The organism is Dyella kyungheensis (genome assembly GCF_049913195.1).
Taxonomy (GTDB): Bacteria; Pseudomonadota; Gammaproteobacteria; order Xanthomonadales; family Rhodanobacteraceae; genus Dyella; species Dyella kyungheensis.
Genome location: NZ_CP183983.1, coordinates 2,050,698 through 2,070,026, shown reverse-complemented (window position 1 = coordinate 2,070,026; position 19,329 = coordinate 2,050,698). Strand labels below are relative to the sequence as shown.

The 19,329-nt window shown below is 65.0% G+C and carries 14 protein-coding genes; 11 read left to right on the top strand and 3 right to left on the bottom strand.

Annotation, left to right across the window (positions count from 1 at the left end; genetic code table 11):
- Positions 1 to 24 precede the first annotated feature (24 nt).
- The 6 genes from ACN9MB_RS09305 to ACN9MB_RS09280 are packed head-to-tail and all read left to right on the top strand — an operon-like array spanning position 25 to position 7,203.
- Positions 25 to 1,155 carry a glycosyltransferase family 2 protein gene (locus ACN9MB_RS09305; RefSeq protein WP_426271605.1) on the top strand — a complete coding sequence of 377 codons (1,131 nt, stop codon included), beginning with the start codon at positions 25 to 27 and terminating at the stop codon, positions 1,153 to 1,155.
- The gene (locus ACN9MB_RS09300; RefSeq protein ID WP_426271604.1) at positions 1,149 to 2,255 is read left to right on the top strand and encodes a polysaccharide deacetylase family protein; all 1,107 of its coding nucleotides are present in this window, start codon (positions 1,149 to 1,151) and stop codon (positions 2,253 to 2,255) included. The genes ACN9MB_RS09305 and ACN9MB_RS09300 overlap by 7 nt, the downstream gene beginning before the upstream one ends.
- The gene (locus ACN9MB_RS09295) at positions 2,243 to 3,508 is read left to right on the top strand and encodes an O-antigen ligase family protein (RefSeq protein ID WP_426271603.1); all 1,266 of its coding nucleotides are present in this window, start codon (positions 2,243 to 2,245) and stop codon (positions 3,506 to 3,508) included. The genes ACN9MB_RS09300 and ACN9MB_RS09295 overlap by 13 nt, the downstream gene beginning before the upstream one ends.
- A 46-nt stretch (positions 3,509 to 3,554) precedes the next feature.
- A complete protein-coding gene (locus ACN9MB_RS09290; RefSeq protein WP_426271602.1) occupies positions 3,555 to 4,913 on the top strand; it encodes a phenylacetate--CoA ligase family protein in 1,359 nt (452 codons plus the stop codon).
- Positions 4,910 to 6,031 carry a glycosyltransferase gene (locus ACN9MB_RS09285; protein WP_426271601.1) on the top strand — a complete coding sequence of 374 codons (1,122 nt, stop codon included), beginning with the start codon at positions 4,910 to 4,912 and terminating at the stop codon, positions 6,029 to 6,031. Before ACN9MB_RS09290 ends, ACN9MB_RS09285 begins: the two co-directional genes overlap by 4 nt.
- The gene (locus tag ACN9MB_RS09280) at positions 6,022 to 7,203 is read left to right on the top strand and encodes a glycosyltransferase family 4 protein (protein ID WP_426271600.1); all 1,182 of its coding nucleotides are present in this window, start codon (positions 6,022 to 6,024) and stop codon (positions 7,201 to 7,203) included. The genes ACN9MB_RS09285 and ACN9MB_RS09280 overlap by 10 nt, the downstream gene beginning before the upstream one ends.
- Positions 7,204 to 8,228: 1,025 nt before the next feature.
- Here ACN9MB_RS09280 and ACN9MB_RS09275 read toward each other — a convergent pair.
- Together ACN9MB_RS09275 and ACN9MB_RS09270 are read right to left on the bottom strand one after the other, a co-directional pair.
- A complete protein-coding gene (locus ACN9MB_RS09275; RefSeq protein ID WP_426271599.1) occupies positions 8,229 to 10,337 on the bottom strand; it encodes an NAD-dependent epimerase/dehydratase family protein in 2,109 nt (702 codons plus the stop codon).
- Entirely contained in the window at positions 10,334 to 11,524 is a 1,191-nt protein-coding gene (locus ACN9MB_RS09270) for a glycosyltransferase (RefSeq protein ID WP_426271598.1), read from the bottom strand. The genes ACN9MB_RS09275 and ACN9MB_RS09270 overlap by 4 nt, the downstream gene beginning before the upstream one ends.
- Before the next feature lie 455 nt (positions 11,525 to 11,979).
- Between ACN9MB_RS09270 and ACN9MB_RS09265 the strand changes: the two genes are divergently transcribed.
- From ACN9MB_RS09265 to ACN9MB_RS09245, 5 genes are all read left to right on the top strand, one after another.
- The gene (locus tag ACN9MB_RS09265; RefSeq protein ID WP_239535447.1) at positions 11,980 to 12,591 is read left to right on the top strand and encodes a polysaccharide deacetylase family protein; all 612 of its coding nucleotides are present in this window, start codon (positions 11,980 to 11,982) and stop codon (positions 12,589 to 12,591) included.
- A gap of 63 nt (positions 12,592 to 12,654) precedes the next feature.
- Positions 12,655 to 13,896, top strand: a complete 1,242-nt coding sequence (locus ACN9MB_RS09260; protein WP_426271597.1) for a hypothetical protein — start codon at positions 12,655 to 12,657, stop codon at positions 13,894 to 13,896.
- A 5-nt stretch (positions 13,897 to 13,901) separates the two neighbouring features.
- The gene (locus ACN9MB_RS09255; protein ID WP_426271596.1) at positions 13,902 to 14,846 is read left to right on the top strand and encodes a class I SAM-dependent methyltransferase; all 945 of its coding nucleotides are present in this window, start codon (positions 13,902 to 13,904) and stop codon (positions 14,844 to 14,846) included.
- Entirely contained in the window at positions 14,843 to 15,595 is a 753-nt protein-coding gene (locus tag ACN9MB_RS09250) for a glycosyltransferase family 2 protein (RefSeq protein WP_204635640.1), read from the top strand. The genes ACN9MB_RS09255 and ACN9MB_RS09250 overlap by 4 nt, the downstream gene beginning before the upstream one ends.
- Before the next feature lie 306 nt (positions 15,596 to 15,901).
- A complete protein-coding gene (locus ACN9MB_RS09245) occupies positions 15,902 to 16,966 on the top strand; it encodes an IS30 family transposase (RefSeq protein WP_426270000.1) in 1,065 nt (354 codons plus the stop codon).
- A gap of 821 nt (positions 16,967 to 17,787) precedes the next feature.
- Here the strand turns inward: ACN9MB_RS09245 and ACN9MB_RS09240 are convergent.
- Positions 17,788 to 19,320: an oligosaccharide flippase family protein gene (locus ACN9MB_RS09240; protein ID WP_426271595.1), complete on the bottom strand. Its 1,533-nt coding sequence runs from the start codon at positions 19,318 to 19,320 to the stop codon at positions 17,788 to 17,790.
- Positions 19,321 to 19,329 lie beyond the last annotated feature (9 nt).

Here is a 19,329-nt window from a genome sequence, read left to right as displayed (position 1 = left end):
CATATCGGTGACGGGGGAACCGACATGACGACGCTCGCGATCCTGGTATGCAGGGCCAGCTTCTGGCTGCTGCTGTACATCTTCGTCGGCTACCCGCTGATCATGTGGCTGTGGGGCAAGTTGATGCATCGGCCGGTGCGCAAGCAGCCGATCCTGCCCACGGTATCGATCATCATCGTGGTGCGCGACGGCGTGCGCCACATCCGCGCCAAGCTGAAGAACCTGCGCGCGCTGGACTATCCGGCCGAATACATCGAGATCATCGTGGCCTGCGACGGCTGCACGGATCGCACCGCCGCCTTGGTACGCCATGCGCACGACGCTCGCGTGCGGTTGCTGGAGTTCCCCGTCTCGCGGGGCAAGGCGCTATGCCTCAACGATGCGGTCGCCACCGCACGCGGCGAAGTGCTGTTGATGACCGACGTGCAGCACAAGCTTTCGCCACTCGCGCTGCGCGAGCTGGTGGGCAATCTCGGCGATCCGCGCGTGGGCGCGGTCAGCGGCAGCCTGGAGCTGGAGAACGTGGGCAGCACCTTCGCGCATGGCGTGAACGCGTACTGGCGCTACGACAAGTTCATCCGGCATCAGGAAAGCCGCTGCGGCTCCACCATCGGCGCCTGTGCCGCGCTGTATGCCGTACGCAGCGAATTGTTCAAGCCGCTGCCGCCGGACACCCTGCTGGACGACGTGCTGATACCGATGGACGTCGCCGCCAGCGGACGCCGCGTGGTGTTCGAACCGCGCGCGGTGGTGTGGGGCGAAACCGCACAGGCCCCGCTGGACGAGCAACCGCGCCGCATGCGCGCGATGGTGGGCTGCCTGCAGCTGATGGACGTGGCGCCGTGGCTGCTTTCGCCTTCGCGCAACCGGCTGTGGTTCCAGTTCATCAGCCACAAGCTGTTGCGCCTGCTGGCGCCATGGCTGCTGCTGGCCATGCTGCTGTCGACGGCCTATCTCGCCCGCTACCACATGGCCTATGGCGCGCTGCTCGTACTGCTGCTGTTGTGCATCGGACTGGTGCCGTTCGAACGCCTGCGTCCGCGGGCGGGTCGATGGCTGCCGGTGCAGCTGGTGGTGACGTTTTTCTATCTCAATCTTTATGCCGCGCAGGCGTCCATCGCCTACGCCCGCAGCCGAGGTGAACATCTATGGTAAGCCCGACATCGCACGAAGCGAAGAGCACCGGCATACGCGAACGGCTGGGTGAGCTTTGCTACAACACCGGCCTGTTGAACCCGCTGCAGAAAATGCGTGCGTGGTGGCAGAAGGATTTGCGCATCCTGGCTTATCACCGCGTGATGCCCGTGCCGGACCCGGAGCGCTACCCGTTCGACATGGAGCTGATCAGCACCTCGCCGGAGGAATTCCGCGAGCAGATGCTGCTGGTGAAGGAGCGCTATCGCCCGATGCGCCTCACCGACGTGGCCGCCGCCATCAATGCGGGACAAGCGCTGCCGCCGGATGCCGTGGTGATCACCTTCGACGACGGCTACGACGACAACTACCGCATCGTCTATCCGATCCTGAAGGAGCTGGGCGTACCGGCAACCTTCTTCATTTCCACCGGCCACATTGACAGCGGGCGCCCCTACGCCTACGACTGGCTGGTGCACATGATCCTGCTGACCAACGCGAATCGGCTGGAACTGCCCGAATTGAACATGGACGAGCCCATGCCGCCCACGCGCGCCGAGCGCCGCGCGCTGGCCATCCGCGTGCTGGGCAACATGAAGGAGATCAGCGCGCTGACCCAGGCGGCGATGATCCGCCGCCTGGAAACGGCATGGAACATGCCCTCCGATCACGCCTACCCAGCCGACTGCCGCCCGATGAACTGGGACCAGTTGCGCGAGATGCGCGCCGCCGGCCTGGAAATCGGTTCGCATGGCGTGAATCATTGGATGCTGTCCAAGCTGCCGCGCGAGGAACTCGAACGCGAGGTGTACGATTCGCGCAACGCGCTGCTGCGCGAACTCGGGCCGATGGCCTTGCTGATGTCCTACCCGGTGGGCAGCAACCGCGCGTTCGACCGGGAAGTGATCGAAGTGACCCGCGATGCGGGCTTCGACCTGGCCTGCAGCTACATCAGCGGCACCAACCTGCAGCCGGCCAGCAACCGCTACTCGCTCTATCGCATTGCGGTGGAGCGCTATTACGGCAAGGCCTGGTTCGCCGCGTTGCTGGCCCTGCCCGGCCTGATCGGTTATCCGACGCCCGCCCATCTCGCTTATACCGATACCTCATGTTCCCACTGATCCTCCTCTACGTCGTCCTGACCATCGTCAGGCCGCAGGAATACATCACCGCGCTGATCGGCCTGCCGATCCTGCCGGTGGTGCTGGTGCTGGCGTTCGCCGCGTGGCTGGCGTCGGGCACGCGGGTGCCGCGCGCACCGCAGTTCCTGATCCTGCCCGCCTTCTTCATCGTGCTGATGTTGTCGGAAGTGGCCAACGGCTGGCTCGGCGGTGTCAAGGAAGAAATGGGCAAGTTCGGCCCCATCGTGCTGATGTTCTTCATGATCGCCACCGCGTGCACCACCCAGCGGCGCATCCTCACCCTGATGGCGGTGATGGTGATGTGCGCCACCGTGCTCGCCCTGCACGGTATCGACCAGCGGCATGGCGGCATCGGCTGGACCGGCATTCCCGTTGGCGAGGACGGACGCATCCAGTACGTGGGCATCTTCAACGATCCGAACGATCTCGGCATGTTGTTCGTGTCCGTGTTCCCCATGGCCAGCCTGTTGTACAAGCGCGCGGGCTTGATCGGCCGGCTGTTCTGGCTGGCCTGCATCCTCACCCTGCTCTATGGCGTGTATCTGACCAACTCGCGCGGCGCCATGCTGGGCGTGCTGGTCGTCATCGGCGCGTACATCTGGTACCGGCGCGGCATGGTGGTGGCCGGCATCCTCGGGGTGGTGGGCCTGGCGGCGATGAAGCTGGTCTCCTCGCGCATGCAGGAGCTCGACGCTGGCGAAGAATCGGCAAGCGGCCGCGTGGATGCCTGGTACGAAGGCCTGCAGATGTTCAAGTCGCATCCGCTGTTCGGCGTCGGTCCTGGCAATTTCACCGACTACAACCAGCTCACTGCGCACAACTCGTTCGTACTGGTGCTGGCCGAAACGGGCTTCGTGGGTTACGTGCTGTGGCTTGCGCTGATCGGCTACAGCTTCTGGATGACGGCGGCCGTGCTGCGCCTGAAGCCGGATGCCGCCGCGGAACCCGAGCGCTTCGCGGCGTGGAGCGCCGAACGACCGCTGGCGCTGACCCTGCTGCTGTCGCTGTGCGGCATGTTTGCCTGCGCGTTCTTCCTCAGCCGCAGCTACATGATCGTGCTCTACGTGGTGCTGGCGATCGTCACCGGCTTCTATCTGGGCGCACGCCAGCGCGTGGACGGCCTGCCCGCCTTCAGCATGAGCGAGAGCGGCGGGCGCTGGATTCCCGCGGCCATCGGCAGCATCGCCGGCTTGTTCGTGCTGGTGACGATCCTGTTGAGGACCACCGGATGACCACACCTCGACCCACGCTCTTGCAGCGCCTGACGGAGTATTCGCCATGAGTGGATGGTACGAGCAGGCTTTTCGCCGCGTGCTCTATCCTGCTTACGAGAGCGGCCTTCGTCGCCGCAGCACGCTATCCTGGCTGGCGTCCTACGAGCGCGACCAGTGGTATTCGCCCGAGGCCATCGCCGCGCTGCAATTCCAGCGCCTGAAGGCGCTGATCGAGCACTGCTATCGCGAGGTGCCCTATTACCGTCGCCGCTGGCGCGAACTGGGCATCCAGCCCGAAGACATCCGCAATCTGGACGACTACGCGCGGCTGCCCGTGTTGACCAAGGCCGACATCCGCGAGAACTTCGCCGACCTGCAGGCCTCGTCGTGGCAGGGCCGCCTGTTGTTCAAGCGCACCGGTGGTTCCACCGGCGAGCCGCTGGAACTGGGCTACACGCGCGAAAGCTACGATCGCCGCATCGCCGTGATGTGGCGCGGCTACGGCTGGGCCGGCGCACGCCCGGGGCGGCGCACGCTGTATCTGTGGGCCGGCACGGTCGGCACACCGGGACGTGCGCACCAGCTCAAGGACAATCTCTACAACGCGCTGTTCGCGCGCCGCGTGCTCAACAGCTTCGAGATGACCGAGTCGAACCTGGCCGCCTACGCCGACGCCATCGACCAATACCGTCCGTCCATCATCGTGGGCTACGTGAACCCGCTGGCCCAGCTGGCCAAGTGGATGGTAGAAACCGGCCGCAAGGTGCATCGCCCGGACAGCGTGATTGGTGCCGCCGAGGCGCTGCATCCGCACCAGCGCGAGATCATCCATCAGGCGTTCGGCAGCCCCGTCTTCAATACCTACGGCTGCCGCGAATTCATGCTGATTGCCTCCGAGTGCGGGCATCACCACGGCCTGCACGTGAATGCCGATCACCTGGTGGTCGAGCTGCTGGGCGCCGAGCGCAAGCCGGTCGCGGACGGTCCCGGCGAAGTCGCCGTCACCGATCTCTCCAACTACGGCATGCCGTTCATCCGCTACGTCAACGGCGACCTCGCCTCCGCCTCGAGCTCGCACGACTGTCCCTGCGGTCGCGGCCTGCCCTTGCTCGAACGCATCGACGGACGCGTGCTCGATGCCATCCGCACGCCTGATGGCCGCATCCTGCCCGGCGAATTCTTTCCGCACATGCTCAAGGACGTGCCGGGACTGCTGCGCTTCCAGCTGGTGCAGCGGCAGCTCGACCGGCTGGAACTGTCCATCGTGCGTGGCGACGCCTTCGACGACGCCTCCATCGCATACATCCAGCGCGAAACCGCCAAAGTGCTTGGCGACAGCGTGGCGCTGGACTACCGCTTCGTCGACGAGATCCCGCTCACGCGTAGCGGCAAGCGGCGCGTCACGCTGTCGGAGCTGGCATGAACATCACGCACGTGGTGGAAAATCTCAACCGCGGCGGCCTGGAACGCATGGTGCTCGACCTGGTGCAGCTGCAACAGCGGCAAGGCCATCAATGCCAGGTCGTGTGCCTGTACGAGACCGGTTCGCTGGCGCACGAGCTGGATGTCGTCGGCATACCGGTGGTGGCTTGTCATAAGGGACGCGGCATCGATCTGCGCGCACTCGCCCGCGCGCGCTGGGCCATCGACCGCCACGACACCGATGTGCTCCACACACACAACGCGATGGCCCACTATCAAGCCGTGCTCGCCTCATGCGGCCTGGATGTGCTGCGCATCCTCAATACCCGCCATGGCATGGGCGCAGGCCAGCATACCGGCCGCAAGGAATGGCTCTACCGTCGCGCGCTGTCGCGCACGGACCTCGTGGTCATGGTATGCGAGGCAGCGAAGCGCAATGGCCTGTCGCGCGGGCTGCTTCCACAGGCGACGACGCGGGTGGTGCCCAACGGCATTGCAGTGGACAGCTTCGCCCCCGCCTCCGCCCCAATGCGCCAGCGCCTGCTGCAGATGCTGGGGCTGGATGAACGCGCCTTCCTCGTCGGCAACGTGGGCCGCTTGAACTGGACCAAGGACCAGGCCGGCTTGATCCGCGCGTTCGGCCAGCTGCACCGGCAGCATCCGCACGCCGTGCTGCTCTTGATCGGCGACGGCGAACTGCGCGCCGATCTCGAACGCTGCGCCGAACAGGAAGGCGTGCGCGGGGCCGTGCGTTTCCTGGGCGATCGCAACGACGTGCGCGAGCTGCTGCAGGGACTGGACCTGTTCGTACTATCCTCGGCCAGCGAGGGTTACTCGATGGCATTGCTGGAAGCCTGCGCGGTGGCGCTGCCGATCATCGCCACCGACGTGGGCGGCAACGGCGAAATCGTGCAGAGCGGGCGCACGGGACAACTCGTGCCGGCCGGCGATCCGGATGCGCTGGCCGAAGCCATGCTGTTGCTGCTGCGCGAACCGCTGCGCGCTTCCGCCTATGGCCGGGCCGCGCGCGACTGGGTGGAAAAGCATGGCTCGCTGGAAGCCATGGCCGATCGTTACGAACGCCTTTATCAGGCCATGGAGTATGCATCGTGCGACTGAAGGTGCTCGTGCTGACCAACCTGTTCCCGTCGCCGTGGGACCCGCTGCGCAGTCCGTTCAATCGCCAGCAGTTCGAGCGACTGGGCAAACACCACGACGTGGATGTGATCACCGCCGTGGATTTCCGCGAACGTTTCGGTCGCAAGCGCGCTCCGTTCTCGGTGAAAAACGTGAACGCCGAGCAGTTCGTGTTCTTCTACCCGCCGCTGCTGGGCCGTTCGCTGCACGCCGCCTGCTGGCTGGTCTCCCTGCTGAGCCAGAAACTGCGCCGCCTGCGCCGCGCGCACTACGACTGCCTGCTGCTGAGCTGGGGTTATCCCGATGCCGCCGCCGCGAGCTGGCTGGCACGTCACCTGGGCATTCCCTATGTGGTCAAGGTGCACGGCAGCGATCTCAACGTGAAGGCCGAACAAGCCCTGATTCGCCCGCAGATTCGACATGCATTGCGCGGTGCACAGGGCGTGGTGGCGGTGAGCCAGGCACTCGCCGACAAGGCGGTAGCGATGGGCGTCGATCCGGCGCGCGTGCACGTGCTCTACAACGGCGTCGAACCGAACCTGTTCACACCCGGCCCGCTCAGCGATGCACGCACCAAACTCGCGCTGCCGCAGGACGAACGCATCCTGCTCTACGTAGGCAACCTCAAGGACACCAAGGGCTGCCTCGACCTGCTCGAAGCCTTTCCGCGCGTGCTGGCCACGCATCCCGACGCAAACCTGCTGTTCGTCGGCTCCGGCCCCGCGCGTGAAGCACTCCTGCAACGCGCCGCCGCACTGGGCTGCGCGGAGCGCGTGCGATTGGTGGGCGCCGTCGAACACTTCGCCCTCGGCGACTGGTTCCGCGCCGCGGATCTGCTCTGCCTGCCCAGCCACAACGAGGGCGTACCCAACGTGGTACTCGAAGCGATGGCCTGCGGCACACCCGTAGTCGCGACACGCGTGGGCGGCATCCCCGAAGTGCTGCCCGAACATGCGGGCATCCTGGTGGACGCTCACGACCGCATCGGCCTCGAGGGCGCTCTCGTCGACGCGCTCGGCAAACCTTGGGATTCTGGCCGTATTGCGGCGCATGCCAGCCGTTTTCGCTGGGACGAGAACATCCAGCAGCTGGGCGATATTTTGCAGGCGGCGGCGATGAGTCGGATGGGGCGGGTGAATTATTCCGCGTCGTGAGTGGGGGGCGTTCGCACTTTGCTCTTTTTGGGTTCGTTATCCTGGCGTCGACCGGGCGTTGCCGCGACCGGGCCGCTTACGCAGCGGGCGTTTCGACTGCCTGCCGGCAGCCGAGTCACTTTTCTTTGCTGGCCCACGCATGCGCAGGAGCGCATGCGAACGGCGAAGCCGGCCCGAAGGGCGGAGGGCAGGATGCCCGGAGTAAAGAAAAGTAACCCAAAGAAATGGCCTTTAAAGCTGGCAGCATCGTGTTGAATCCAAGCGCGAACGCTCGAGGCGCGTCCCACCGGATCTCCATGGGAGGCTACCCCAGGGGTACTTCAATGCGCTGCGCAACGCGCCCGAATCGCTGAGGACTTAAAGCGGAGCCCCGCTTCGCATCGCCCTTGGCTTGTCTTCGCGATGCATCCCACTTCTCCCTCCCCCCTCCGGGGAGAGGGCCGGGGTGAGGGGCGGCTGCTCGCGGGAACCTGTGTGCTTTCTGTGGGAGCGCACTTGTGCGCGACCGCCACGCATGGATGTACCGCTCCGTCGGCTTGTCGCGCACAAGTGCGCTCCCACAGTAGCCCTGCAGCTCTCGCTCTTAGCTCCGGCTCTTGGCTCTTGGCTCTTGGCTCTTGGCTCTTGGCTCTTGGCTCTCAGGGGTCCCCGTATGACGCGGCGGGTGGGTGGAGGATCAGCCCGCAGGGTGGCCGGCATGGATGCCGGCCAGTTTTTCGCCAGGGCAGGATGCCCTGTCGAAAAACCCCGCAGCCCACCCGCGCACCTGGAGGGCGAAGCCCGGAAGGCGCGTCATCCGGGGGGCCCTTCTCTTTGGTTACTTTCTCTTGGGCAAGCAAGAGAAAGTGACCCGGCCTCCGGCAGGAGGACGGAAGCCCGCGGCAGGCGATCAAGCTGGCGTCAACGCGACAACCAATCACCGAGGCTCTGGATGACCAGCCATTCGGCTGTTGAGAAGCGCCTCCGGCCTGCGCCGGGATGACGAGCAAAAAAATCGCAGAACCAATGGGCGAAATAAACGCCCCCTACTTATCCGACACCGGCACCACTACCCCACCCTCAGCCCCCACCACCTCATCCCCAAACATCACATCCATCCCCCGCCTCAACCCAACACGCGGTTCCCACCCCAACACTTCCCTCGCCACCCGCTGATCGAAATTCGCCAACGGCCGCAACGATCTCACGCGATAACGCGTCAACGGCACCGCACGATGCAACACCTTGCCAAGCCCCTCCACAACCATCGCCAGCGTGAGCAACAACCAGGTCGGCCAGCGCATCAGCCGCAATCCCTTGCCCCGCTTGCGACGCACGCGCTCGAGATATTCGCCCTGCGTCACGATAGCCGGATCGACCACGTGCACCAGCTGCCCTTGCGCCGCCGGTGCATGCGCGGCGAGCAGCAAGGCGTCGACCACGTCGTCCACGTAAACCAACGGCAGTGTTTGCGACGGCGAGCCCACCGCGATCCAGCGACCGGCAATGGCCAGCGTGCCATTCGGCGTAATGTTCTCCGATCCCGGCCCGATGATCTGGCCCGGCCGAAGGATCACGGCCGGAAGGCCATGCTCACGAACCGCATCGCGGACCAGCATCTCGGCGGTCAGCTTGGTCTGCGTATAACTGCCGCGCCAATCCGGATGCGGCTCCAGCGCCGAACCTTCGTGGATGGCGATGGCCGGATCGCGTCCCGCATGATCGAGCACGCTCATCGAGCTGACATACACCAGCTTCTGCGTCGCGTGCCGCAGGCAGGCATTGACGATATTGCGGGTACCCCAAACGGTGCCCGCCTCGAAATCGCGCGGACCGCCACCCATCGCCGCACCGACATGAAAGACTGTCCCGGCGCCCTGTACCGCATGCTCCACGATGCGCGGATCGCCAAGATCGCCCACGACGACCTGATCGGCCAACGCAGCCAGCCGCGGATCGGGCCGACGCACCAGCACGCGCACACGCTGACCATTGCGCCTCAACGCGCCCAGCAACGCCCGGCCGAGAAAACCCGATGCACCCGTTACCAGCGCGTCGACCGGCGCCAGCGTCTCGTAGCGCGCTTCCAGTTCCTGCTTTCGCTCTTCATCGGCGCGACGGCAGGCAGCTTCCATCAGGGCGATGGGACGCCGCCCATCTTCGGCGCTCACCGGCGGCGCCTTGCCATCGCGCAGGGCCTGCGCAAACGCTTGTGCGCCGGCCTGGATGCCAGGCGAGGATTTCAACCGTCCCGTGGCAAAACGCAGCACGTTCCAGGGAATCCGGACCACATCGCGCACGGCATCGAAGAACGCGCCCAGCACGATGCCGATGAACTTGGGACCGGGCAGCACGCGGCGTACATGGCATACCTGCAGGAAGCGATCGATCTCGATCACCCCGCGCGTGCCCTGCACCACGATGCGGTTGAGCATCGGCCGGATATTCCACGAAAGCATCACCCGACCGGTGCCGCTCGCGCACTCCGCCGTGGCGTGCCACTCGTCGAACTTCAGCGTGCTGGATTTTCCCGTCGAGCGATAACGGATATCGAGCTGTCCGATGTTCCCGAGAAACGCTTCCAACGTATACAAACCATGCACGCCCAGGTCGCGGAACGGGTAAGACCCCTGCGCCACCATGCCTGGCAGCGGGCCGCCGCCGTAGGGCGGATAGTCGGAGCTTCGCCACACGTCGACGGCGACCAGGTCGCCGCAGGCGCCCGAAGCCACCAGCTCCCTCGCGCGCATCACCATCGGATCGAACAGGTCCGAATGATCGACCGACAGCACCAATCCCTTCTCGCGCGCCTTCGCAATCATCGCGTCGCACTCGGCCACCGAATCGGCCATCGGCTTTTCCACGAACACGTGGCAACCCATATCGAGCGCGCGCAAGGTCAGCGTGCAGTGACTGGACGGCGGCGTGAGCACGTAGATGGCATGCGGGCGGCAGTCGGCCAGTTCGGCCAGGTCCGATACCACGCACTCGATGCCGAAGGTCTGCGCCAGTTTGCCGGCGGCCTCTCGATCGAGATCGCAGATGCCAACGACCTGCACATAGTCGAGCCGCTTCAGCGCCTCGATGTGGTAACGCGCGACGTAGCCGGCACCCACGATGCCGATGCGCAGGCGTTGATCGACAGAAGCATTCATCCAGGTATCCGTTGGTCAGCAAGCGTCATGTCCGCCGTGGCGAGCGAGGTGGCGACTTCGCGCAACACCTCCTCCACACGGCGATCCCAGGTTTGATCGGCCACCGCGGCCATGCGCTCGGCGGCACCCTTGTGTGGTCCATCGGCCAGCACTTGTTCCAGGCCGGCCAGGAAATCCTCGCGGCCATCGGCAATGCGCACCACGCTGGCGAAGCGGGCGATTTCCGGATTGCCCACGGCCACCACGGGTTTTCCCGTGGCGAGGTATTCGCGCAGCTTCAGCGGATTGGCGTTCTCCACTTGCCGGTTGCGGCGATACGGAATGATCGCCGCATCGAACGACTTGGCCCAAGCCGGCAGGCTGCCATAGGGTTGTGCGCCCGCCAGTACCACGTTCGGCAAGGCCTCGAGTTCGGGCACCTTGATGGCGGCGTAGCCCACCAACAGGAACGTCCACTCGGGGCGCGAGCGGGCCAGCCAGGCGATCAGTTCCACGTCGATCCACTCATGGATGGAACCGAAGTAACCAATCACCGGACCGGGCAGATTCCGCGCGAGCTCGGGGACTTTCGTCGCCGGATCGGAGGCGCGCGCGAACAGCTGGGCATCCACGCCGTGCGGTGAGAAACGGGTCTGCGGATTCTGCGCCTGCTTGGTCGCCAGCAGCGCCGGGGGCGCCACGAACACGATATCCGCGCGCTGCGTCAGGGCAAGATCGCTGGCCGCGATGACTTCCGCATCCACACCGGGATGTGCGGCGTAGTCGTCGATGCAGTAGTAGACACAGAAGCTTTCACCCAGCCGGCGCGCGAGGAACCCCGGGTGCGGAGTGACGAACCATGAAATGCGTTGGCGCGTGCCCAGCACGCGCATGGCCCGGCGCAGCGCCCACTGGCTGAACAGGCGGTTGAACAGCGGCACGCCCGGTATGCGCCGGAACGGCAGCTGCGGCACGGTGCAATGCCAGAAATTGGTATCCACGCGCTGCGGCGCGCGCAGTGCCTCGCGCAACTTGCGGAACGCCCGGCGCAGGTCGCGGCCGCTGGCCTGCGGCGCCCGCATGCCCGGCGAATCCACGTAGAGCACCGGCATATGCGCGGCCAACCGGGTGGCCACGTGATGGCTGCTGGTGCGGTTCTCGGCAAACCAGTCGTTGCCGAAATAGACGACGCCGTAACGCTCTAGCATGCCCCCTCCCGCGCGAGGGGTGGGCGTGTAACCAGCATGACCTGTCCCCTGTACACGTTGATCAGCAGAAGCAGAGACGGCGCGCGAACCATGCGGCGCCGCCGGGTCTTTCGGACATGGGTTCAGCCCGATGTCGACAACACGAGCCTAGCGCAATGCCCCAGGTGCTCCCATAAGTCGAATTGCCAAGGCCGATGCCGAAAAAGCGCTGGTTTGCGCTGTTTTCACGCAGTGCCGCAACGGCGGCGAAGGGTCCATCGGCCGTTCGCCATAGCCTTTCGGTCGCATGCCCCATTGACTATGTGCCCAATGGATATCGAGGCCACTTGGCGACACAGTGGTCATCAGCGGAGGCCTGCCTCCGCCATCGACCTGCCTCCGGGAAAACTCTCGAAGGCCGGCCCTTTCACATCCTTTCCGTGCGAACTGTCGTGATGACTCTCCGACCGAAAAAGATGCAATTGCTGCAATGGATGCCACATGCCGTGGTGTTCACGCGTGCGCCCAATCTGGACCAGGCGCTGTACCTCACCTTCGACGACGGGCCCAACCCGGACCACACGCCCGCGTTGCTCGAGCTACTGGGCAGGCACGGGGCCAAGGCCACCTTCTTCCTGATCGGTCGCGAGGCGGAGCGCTATCCGCAACTGGTGGAGCGGATCGTCGAAGAGGGCCACTCGCTTGGCAACCACTCCTATAGCCACCCGATGTTCGATGCGCTCACGCACACCGAGCAATGGGTGGAAGTGGAACGCACCGACCAGGTGCTCTCCCATTTCGACGGACGCAGCCACCACGGGTTTCGGCCGCCGCGCGGCGTGTTCTCGCTGCTGCTGACGCTGCGTTTCGCCTTCAGCCGCCGCAAGCTGGCCTACTGGTCATACGACACGCTCGATTACCAGAAACGCGAGCCCGACGAACTGACCGAACGCCTGCGCGCGGCACCGCCTCGCGCGGGGGACGTGATGTTGATGCACGACGACAGCGACTGCTCGCGCCGCATGCTCGAAAAGCTGCTGCCCGAGTGGAAGCAGCGCGGTTTCACTTTTCGCGCGCTGCCTGCATGACGCAAGACAACGCAGCACGCAGCCCTCAGCCAGGGCAGCGCGGCCGCTGACAGGGGATTCGCAATGAACCAATTCATGGGCGTGGCTGGGCTGGCACTGATCGTCCTCGCGGCGGCGTTCTGCGTCGTGGCATGGCTGGCCATCCGCTCGCGCAACATGCAGGTCTGGCTGGGCAGCTATCTGCGGCGGCGCCCGCGTGCCGCGGTCAAGGGACCGACGCACATCATGTTCTGCTTCGTCGATCACTACGAGCCGGCATGGGGTCGGGTGGATCTCGAGACCCAGCGCCGCCGCGTCGACCGCTGGCATACGGGCTACCCCGCCATGGCCTCGCGCCACCGCGACGCCGACGGCAGGCCGCCGCAGCACACCTTCTTCTATCCCGAAGAGGAATACCTGCCCGAGCACCTGGACAAGATCGCCGGGCTTTGCGCGCAGGGCTATGGCGAGATCGAAATCCACCTGCACCACGACAACGACACGCCCGAGAATTTCTGCGCCACCATCTCGCGCTTCAACGAACTGCTGCATGCACGCCACGGCGCGCTGTCGCGCGACCCGCACACCGGCCAGCTGCGCTTCGGCTTCATCCACGGCAACTGGTCGCTGGACAACTCGCGCGCCGATGGCCGCTGGTGCGGCCTCAACAACGAGCTGATCCTGTTGCGCGAACTCGGCTGCTACGCCGATTTCACCCTGCCCTCCGCACCCAGCGAAACGCAGACGCGTACGATCAATGCGATCTACTACGCCACCGACGATCCCTGCTGTCCCAAGTCGCACAACACCGGCACGCCGGTGAAAGTCGGCGGCACGGCCAGCGGCGACCTGATGATCGTGCAGGGCCCGCTGGGGCTGGACTGGAAGCGTCGTCGCAAGCTGATCATGCCGCGCATCGAAAACTCGGATGTCCGCCACAGCTGCCCGCCCACGCCGGAACGCGTCGACGCCTGGGTGCGCACGGGCATCCACGTGGAAGGCCGGCCGGACTGGATCTTCATCAAGATCCACACGCACGGCACGCAGGAGCGCGACATGGACACGCTGCTCGGCGAACCGATGCACGCCATGCACGACCATCTCGAAACGACCTACAACGACGGGCAGCGCCACGTGCTGCACTACGTCACCTCGCGCGAGATGTACAACATCATCAAGGCCGCGGAAGCCGGGATGCAGGGCAATCCCGCGCGCTACCGCGACTTCGAACTTCCCCCTCCGCCCGGCGTCGCCCGATGGACGTCGCCGGCGTTGTCGCCCGACCGCGCTACCGAAGCCGTCGCGGATATCCCCGGCATGGAGTAAATGCGATGCATTGGCGAGCCAAAGGCGTGTTGCAGAAAGTGCTGGGCCACGTGCCCGGCGGCGAGGAAGCACACTATGTGCTTCAGCGTCGATTCGGCGGCTTGCGCGGTTTCACCCGCGAATTCGACATCAAGATGGACGACTGGCGCCTGATGGCCGGGCATCTGCACAAGGCCGGTGTTCCCATCGCGGGAGCCCGCCTGTTCGAGATCGGCAGCGGCTGGTATCCCACCTTCCCGTTTGCCTGCTACCTGGGTGGCGCCAGGCAGGTCATCACGGTCGACCTGAATCGACATATCAAACCTGACCTGGTGAGGGAATGTGCGGGCAATCTCGGACGCCATACGGCGCTGATTGCCGAGGCTTGCGGCATTGCCGAAGATGAGGTTCGCCAACGGCAGCAGCAATTGGTCGAGCGCCTTCAGCGGAACGACGATGTCGCCGCTGCCACCGATGGCGTGGTGGTCTACGACGCCCCGGCCGATGCCTCGCGCACCAGCATTCCCGCGCACGAGCTCGATTGCGTCTTTTCCAACAGCGTGCTCGAGCATGTGAATCCCGAGGCAGTGGACGAGATCTTCCGCGAGGCCATGCGCATCCTGGCGCCAGGCGGCATCATGTTCCACTCGGTGAACTGCGGCGATCACTACGCCTATGTCGACAGCAAGATCAACCAGCTCAACTACCTGAGGTATTCCGATCGCGAGTGGCGACGCTGGGACAACGCCTTCCTGTATCAGAACCGGATGCGCGCCTATGAGTTCGTGGATCGCGCGACGGCCGTGGGTTTCGACATCGTGCTTAACACCGAGTGCGCCCGTGAGAAGCGACTGGCCGAGCTGGCCGCGATGCCGGTGCATCCGCAGTTCGCGCATATTCCGCCCGAGCGGCTGTGCGTGACCTCGATCGATTTCATCGGCCGCAAGCGCCCCGCCGAGGTATCGCCATGACATCCGCCCTGGTCAGCGTGGTGATGCCTGCCTACAACGCGGAGAAGTACATCCGGGGCGCGGTGGCCTCGGTGCTGTCCCAGACCTATGCGTCGTGGGAACTGGTGATCGTGGACGACTGCTCCACCGACGAGACGCCGGTGCTGCTCGACTCGCTGGCCGATGTCGACGACCGCGTACGCGTGATTCACGCCAGGGAAAACGGCGGCGTGGCGGCCGCACGCAATGCGGCCATCGCCGCGGCCCGTGGCAGCCACATCGCGTTCCTCGACAGCGACGATGGCTGGCATCCGCGCAAGCTCGAATGGCAGATGGAACACATGGAGGAAACGCGCGCCCGCGTCTCCTACACCTCGTACGACCGCGTCAACGAGCGCGGCCACCTGCTTTCGTCCGTGCGCCCGCCGGCCACCGTCAGCTACGCCCAGATGCTCCGCAGCAACCACATCGGCAACCTCACCGGCCTCTACGACCGCAGCCTGGGCGATGCCGCTTTCCGCGCCGTCGGCCACGAAGACTACGTGTTCTGGCTTGAAATGGTCCGCCGCGCCGGCTCCGCCTCCTGCGTCCCCGGCGACCAGCCGCTGGCGTACTACTGCGTCCGCGAAGGCTCCGTCTCCGCCGACAAATGGCGCGCCGCCTGCTGGCAATGGCGCATCTACCGCGACATCGCCCAACTCAGCTGGCTCTCTTCATCGCAGCACATGTGTCATTACGCGTGGGAAGCGATGAGGAAGAGGATGGCGTGAGGGACTGCAGTTCTGCACAGCAGAAAAGAGCAGCAGCACCATTAAGGTCTGTCGCGAGCATCCGCCCCTCATCGTGTGGGCGTGCCGCTTTTTTTCGTCATTCCTGCGAAGGCAGGAGGCGCTCTTTAACAGCCGAAGGCTGGTCATCCAGTGACTTCGCGCTTGATTTTAGCGGTACGGCGACCTGGCTCGCCTGCCGCGGGCTTCCGTCCTCCTGCCGGAGGCCGGGTCACTTTCTCTTGCTTGCCCAAGAGAAAGTAACGGCGGTCTCTAATATCAAGTGCAACACCCCTCTGGAGGTGATGCATGGGTCAGCACTACAACCATCTAAGCGCCGAAGAGCGAGGCGCGATCATGGTGGGCAAGGCACGCGGGGACAGCGCCCGGCAGCTGGCGATACTGCTAGGCCGGTCGCCCAGCACGATCTCACGGGAGCTGGCGCGTAACGGGCACCGCGAGCCGTCGGGCAGCCCTCGTCTGGGGCGCCCGACGCTCGGCTATGACGCTTGTCGTGCCGGCCATCGGGCCCGACGCTTGGCCCATCAGGCGCGTCGGCCGCGTAAGTTGCATCGTGAGAGTGCCTTGTGGCGTCTGGTGCGCTACCTGTTGGCTCGCCGCTGGTCACCGCAAGAGGTCAGTCGCACACTGCGCCGACAGCATCCTGAGGAACCGGCCAAGCACGTGTCCCACGAGACGATTTACACCGCGATCTATGCCGCTCCGCGCGGCGAACTGCGGCGAGGGCTGGTGGCGCTGTTGCGCCAGCACAAGTGCGCGCGTCGCCCACGCGGCCAAGGCGCCAATCGGCGTGGCCGCATGCACGATCTGCCGAGTATTCATGATCGCCCGCCGGAGGCCAATGAACGCTTGTTGCCGGGCCATTGGGAAGGCGACTTCCTCAAAGGCGCGCGCAATCAGTCGTCGGTGGGCGTACTGGTGGATCGGCGCACGTTGTTCCTGAAACTGGTGAAGATGGAAGGGTGCGCGGCCGAGGATGCGCTCAAGGGCTTCAGCCGGGCGTTCGGTCCGTTACCGGCGACGCTGCGCCAAACGCTGACCTATGACCAGGGCAAGGAGATGGCGCTGTACAAGACCCTCTCCAAACGCACGGGGCTGGCGATTTACTTCGCCGATCCACACAGTCCCTGGCAGCGCGGCATCTGCGAGAACACCAACGGTTTGCTGCGTCAGTACCTACCCAAAGGCACCGACCTGTCGGTGCATAGCCAACGCAAACTCGATGCGATTGCGCGGGAGATGAATCTGCGACCGCGGGCCACCCTCGACTACCACTGTCCGGCGGAGATGTTCATGCGTGCGCTGGGGCGCGATGACCTCGCCCAAGCGATCGATGATGCACTTCTAGATTGACACCGCCAACCAAAGAGAAGGGCCCCCGGGATGACGCGCCTTGCGGGCCTAGCGGCCCTCCAGGTGCGCGGGTGGGTTGCGGGGTTTTTCGACAGGGCATCCTGCCCTGGCGAAAAACTGGCCGGCATCCATGCCGGCCACCCTTCGGGCTTTCCTCCACCCACCCGCCGCGTCATACGGGGACCCCCAAGAGCCAAGAGCCAAAGCCAAGAGCCGAAGCTAAGAGCCGAAGCTAAGAGCCGAAGCTAAGAGCCAGAGCTAAGAGCCAGAGCTAAGAGCCAGAGCTAAGAGCCAGAGCTAAGAGCCAGAGCTGCAGGGTTACTGTGGGAGCGCACCCTGTGCGCGACAAACCTACGGAGCGGTACATCCCGGCGTCTGTCGCGCACAGGGTGCGCTCCCACAGAAAGCACGGACGGTCCCGCGAGCACCCGCCCCTCACCCCGGCCCTCTCCCCGGCGGGGGGAGGGAGAAGTGGGATGCATCGCGAAGACAAGCCAAGGGCGATGCGAAGCGAGCCTCCGCTTTAAGTCCTCAGCGAGTCGGGCGCGTTGCGCAGCGCATTGAAGCACCCCTGGGGTAGCCTCCCATGGATATCCGGTGGGACGCGCCGCGAGCGTTCGCGCTTGGATTCAACACGATGCTGCCAGCTCTTGAGGCCATTCTCTTTGGGTTACTTTTCTCTTGGGCCGGCAAGAGAAAAGTGACTCGGCTGCCGGCAGGCAGTCGAAACGCCCGCTGCGTAAGCGGCCCGGTCGCGGGAACGCGACATCAAATACCGAGGCTCTGGATCCCGGCCTGCGCCAGGATGACCAACAAAACCATCAAGGCGCCCGCGCCACCGGCCCCTGCAACACCGCCAATACCCTCTTCGCCACCCGCCCCACCGGCCCCAACTTATCCGTAATCATCCCCATCAGCCGGAAGTCCTCCTCGCTCCAATAGCGAACCAGGAAACTCGCCGGCAAGAACACCGCGACAAACGCGACCGCTCCCGTGATGAAAGCGAAATGCCCCGGCGTGACTTCCGCCACCAGCCAACCCGCGCCGGTTGCCACCAGGCCAACCACCAGCAGCCGCATCATCATCCCCACCGGCAACCCCGCACTCGCCACGCGACGGATATAGAACGTGCAGATCGCCAGTTCCGCCAGGCGCGTGCCCGCATAGCAGAGCACCGCGCCCAGCAAGCCGAAATGCGGGATCAGGCTGAAACCCAGCACCACGTTGATGATCAACGCCGCCGCGGAAATGCGCAGGCGATCGCCCTGGCGATCCGTCACCACCTGGAACGCGGCGATGCTGTTGGTGATCAGCAGCAGCCCGGCCAGCACCAGCGTCACCTCGATCGCCGGGATCGCATCCACATACTTGTTGCCATACATCAGCGTGACCAGACCCGGCGTGGTGACGAAGCCCAGGCCGGCGATCATCAGGCCCGTGGCCCAGTAGAAGCGCGTCGCCTCCGACAGCACCCGTGTCGCCTGCGAATGTCCGCGCTGCCCGAAAGCCCGCGCCATATAGGGCAGCAGCGTGGTGGTCAGGCCCACGGAAAACAGCTCCACCGCGCCGCGTGTGAGCGTCCCCGCGATGGCGAAGAAGCCCACCGCCGTGGAATTGGCGTAGGTGTTGAGCAGGAACACTTCGATGGTGTTCGTCTTCAGCGCAATCAGCAGGACCAGCACCGCCGTGAGGCGCAGGTGGCGCGTCATGCGCGTGGACATCTCCGCTGGCACTGCACCGACTTCGAACGGCAGGCAGTAGTGCCGATAAGCCAGGCGATTGATCAGGTTCAGCGTGAGGCAGGAGATAGCGAAGATGCCGACGAAGGTGAGCAGTCCCCCGCGAAACCAGGTAGCCAGCCCCACCAGCGCGAGCATGATCACGCCCGAGATCACCGTGGCGATCGACACCGGTTCGAAACGTTCCTGCCCTTTTGATATCGCCACCAACAGGCTGTAGTTCGCCTTGGCGACCACGCCGATGGCCACCAGCACCGAAATGGGCACGATGAAGCCCGCCCATTCCTGCGGCTGGACGATGGCCACGCCGGCGAAGAACAGCGCGATGACGACCGCACAGCTCCACAACTGGATGCGCATCAGGCGCTGGGAAATATGCGAGGCGACCTCGGGCTGATCCGCACCATAGGCTTCGGCGATGAACTTGGTCGACGAGGTGGTCAGGGCATGGTTGCTGCACACCATCAGCCAGCCGCACAACCACACCGTGAAAGCGTAACGACCAAAGTCAGCCGGACCCAGCGCGCGGGCAATCCACACGCTGATGAACAGGCCCAGCGCGTATTCCACATAGGTGGAAACCGACACCAGCGCCATGCTCCGAAGTGCTGCCATCCGACGATT

Coding starts and splice junctions, on each gene's coding strand:
- ACN9MB_RS09305 (WP_426271605.1), top strand. CDS start 25: ATGACGACGCTCGCGATCCTGGTATGCAGGGCCAGCTTCTGGCTGCTG.
- ACN9MB_RS09300 (WP_426271604.1), top strand. CDS start 1,149: ATGGTAAGCCCGACATCGCACGAAGCGAAGAGCACCGGCATACGCGAA.
- ACN9MB_RS09295 (WP_426271603.1), top strand. CDS start 2,243: ATGTTCCCACTGATCCTCCTCTACGTCGTCCTGACCATCGTCAGGCCG.
- ACN9MB_RS09290 (WP_426271602.1), top strand. CDS start 3,555: ATGAGTGGATGGTACGAGCAGGCTTTTCGCCGCGTGCTCTATCCTGCT.
- ACN9MB_RS09285 (WP_426271601.1), top strand. CDS start 4,910: ATGAACATCACGCACGTGGTGGAAAATCTCAACCGCGGCGGCCTGGAA.
- ACN9MB_RS09275 (WP_426271599.1), bottom strand. CDS start 10,337: ATGAATGCTTCTGTCGATCAACGCCTGCGCATCGGCATCGTGGGTGCC.
- ACN9MB_RS09270 (WP_426271598.1), bottom strand. CDS start 11,524: ATGCTAGAGCGTTACGGCGTCGTCTATTTCGGCAACGACTGGTTTGCC.
- ACN9MB_RS09265 (WP_239535447.1), top strand. CDS start 11,980: ATGCAATTGCTGCAATGGATGCCACATGCCGTGGTGTTCACGCGTGCG.
- ACN9MB_RS09260 (WP_426271597.1), top strand. CDS start 12,655: ATGAACCAATTCATGGGCGTGGCTGGGCTGGCACTGATCGTCCTCGCG.
- ACN9MB_RS09255 (WP_426271596.1), top strand. CDS start 13,902: ATGCATTGGCGAGCCAAAGGCGTGTTGCAGAAAGTGCTGGGCCACGTG.
- ACN9MB_RS09250 (WP_204635640.1), top strand. CDS start 14,843: ATGACATCCGCCCTGGTCAGCGTGGTGATGCCTGCCTACAACGCGGAG.
- ACN9MB_RS09245 (WP_426270000.1), top strand. CDS start 15,902: ATGGGTCAGCACTACAACCATCTAAGCGCCGAAGAGCGAGGCGCGATC.
- ACN9MB_RS09240 (WP_426271595.1), bottom strand. CDS start 19,320: ATGGCAGCACTTCGGAGCATGGCGCTGGTGTCGGTTTCCACCTATGTG.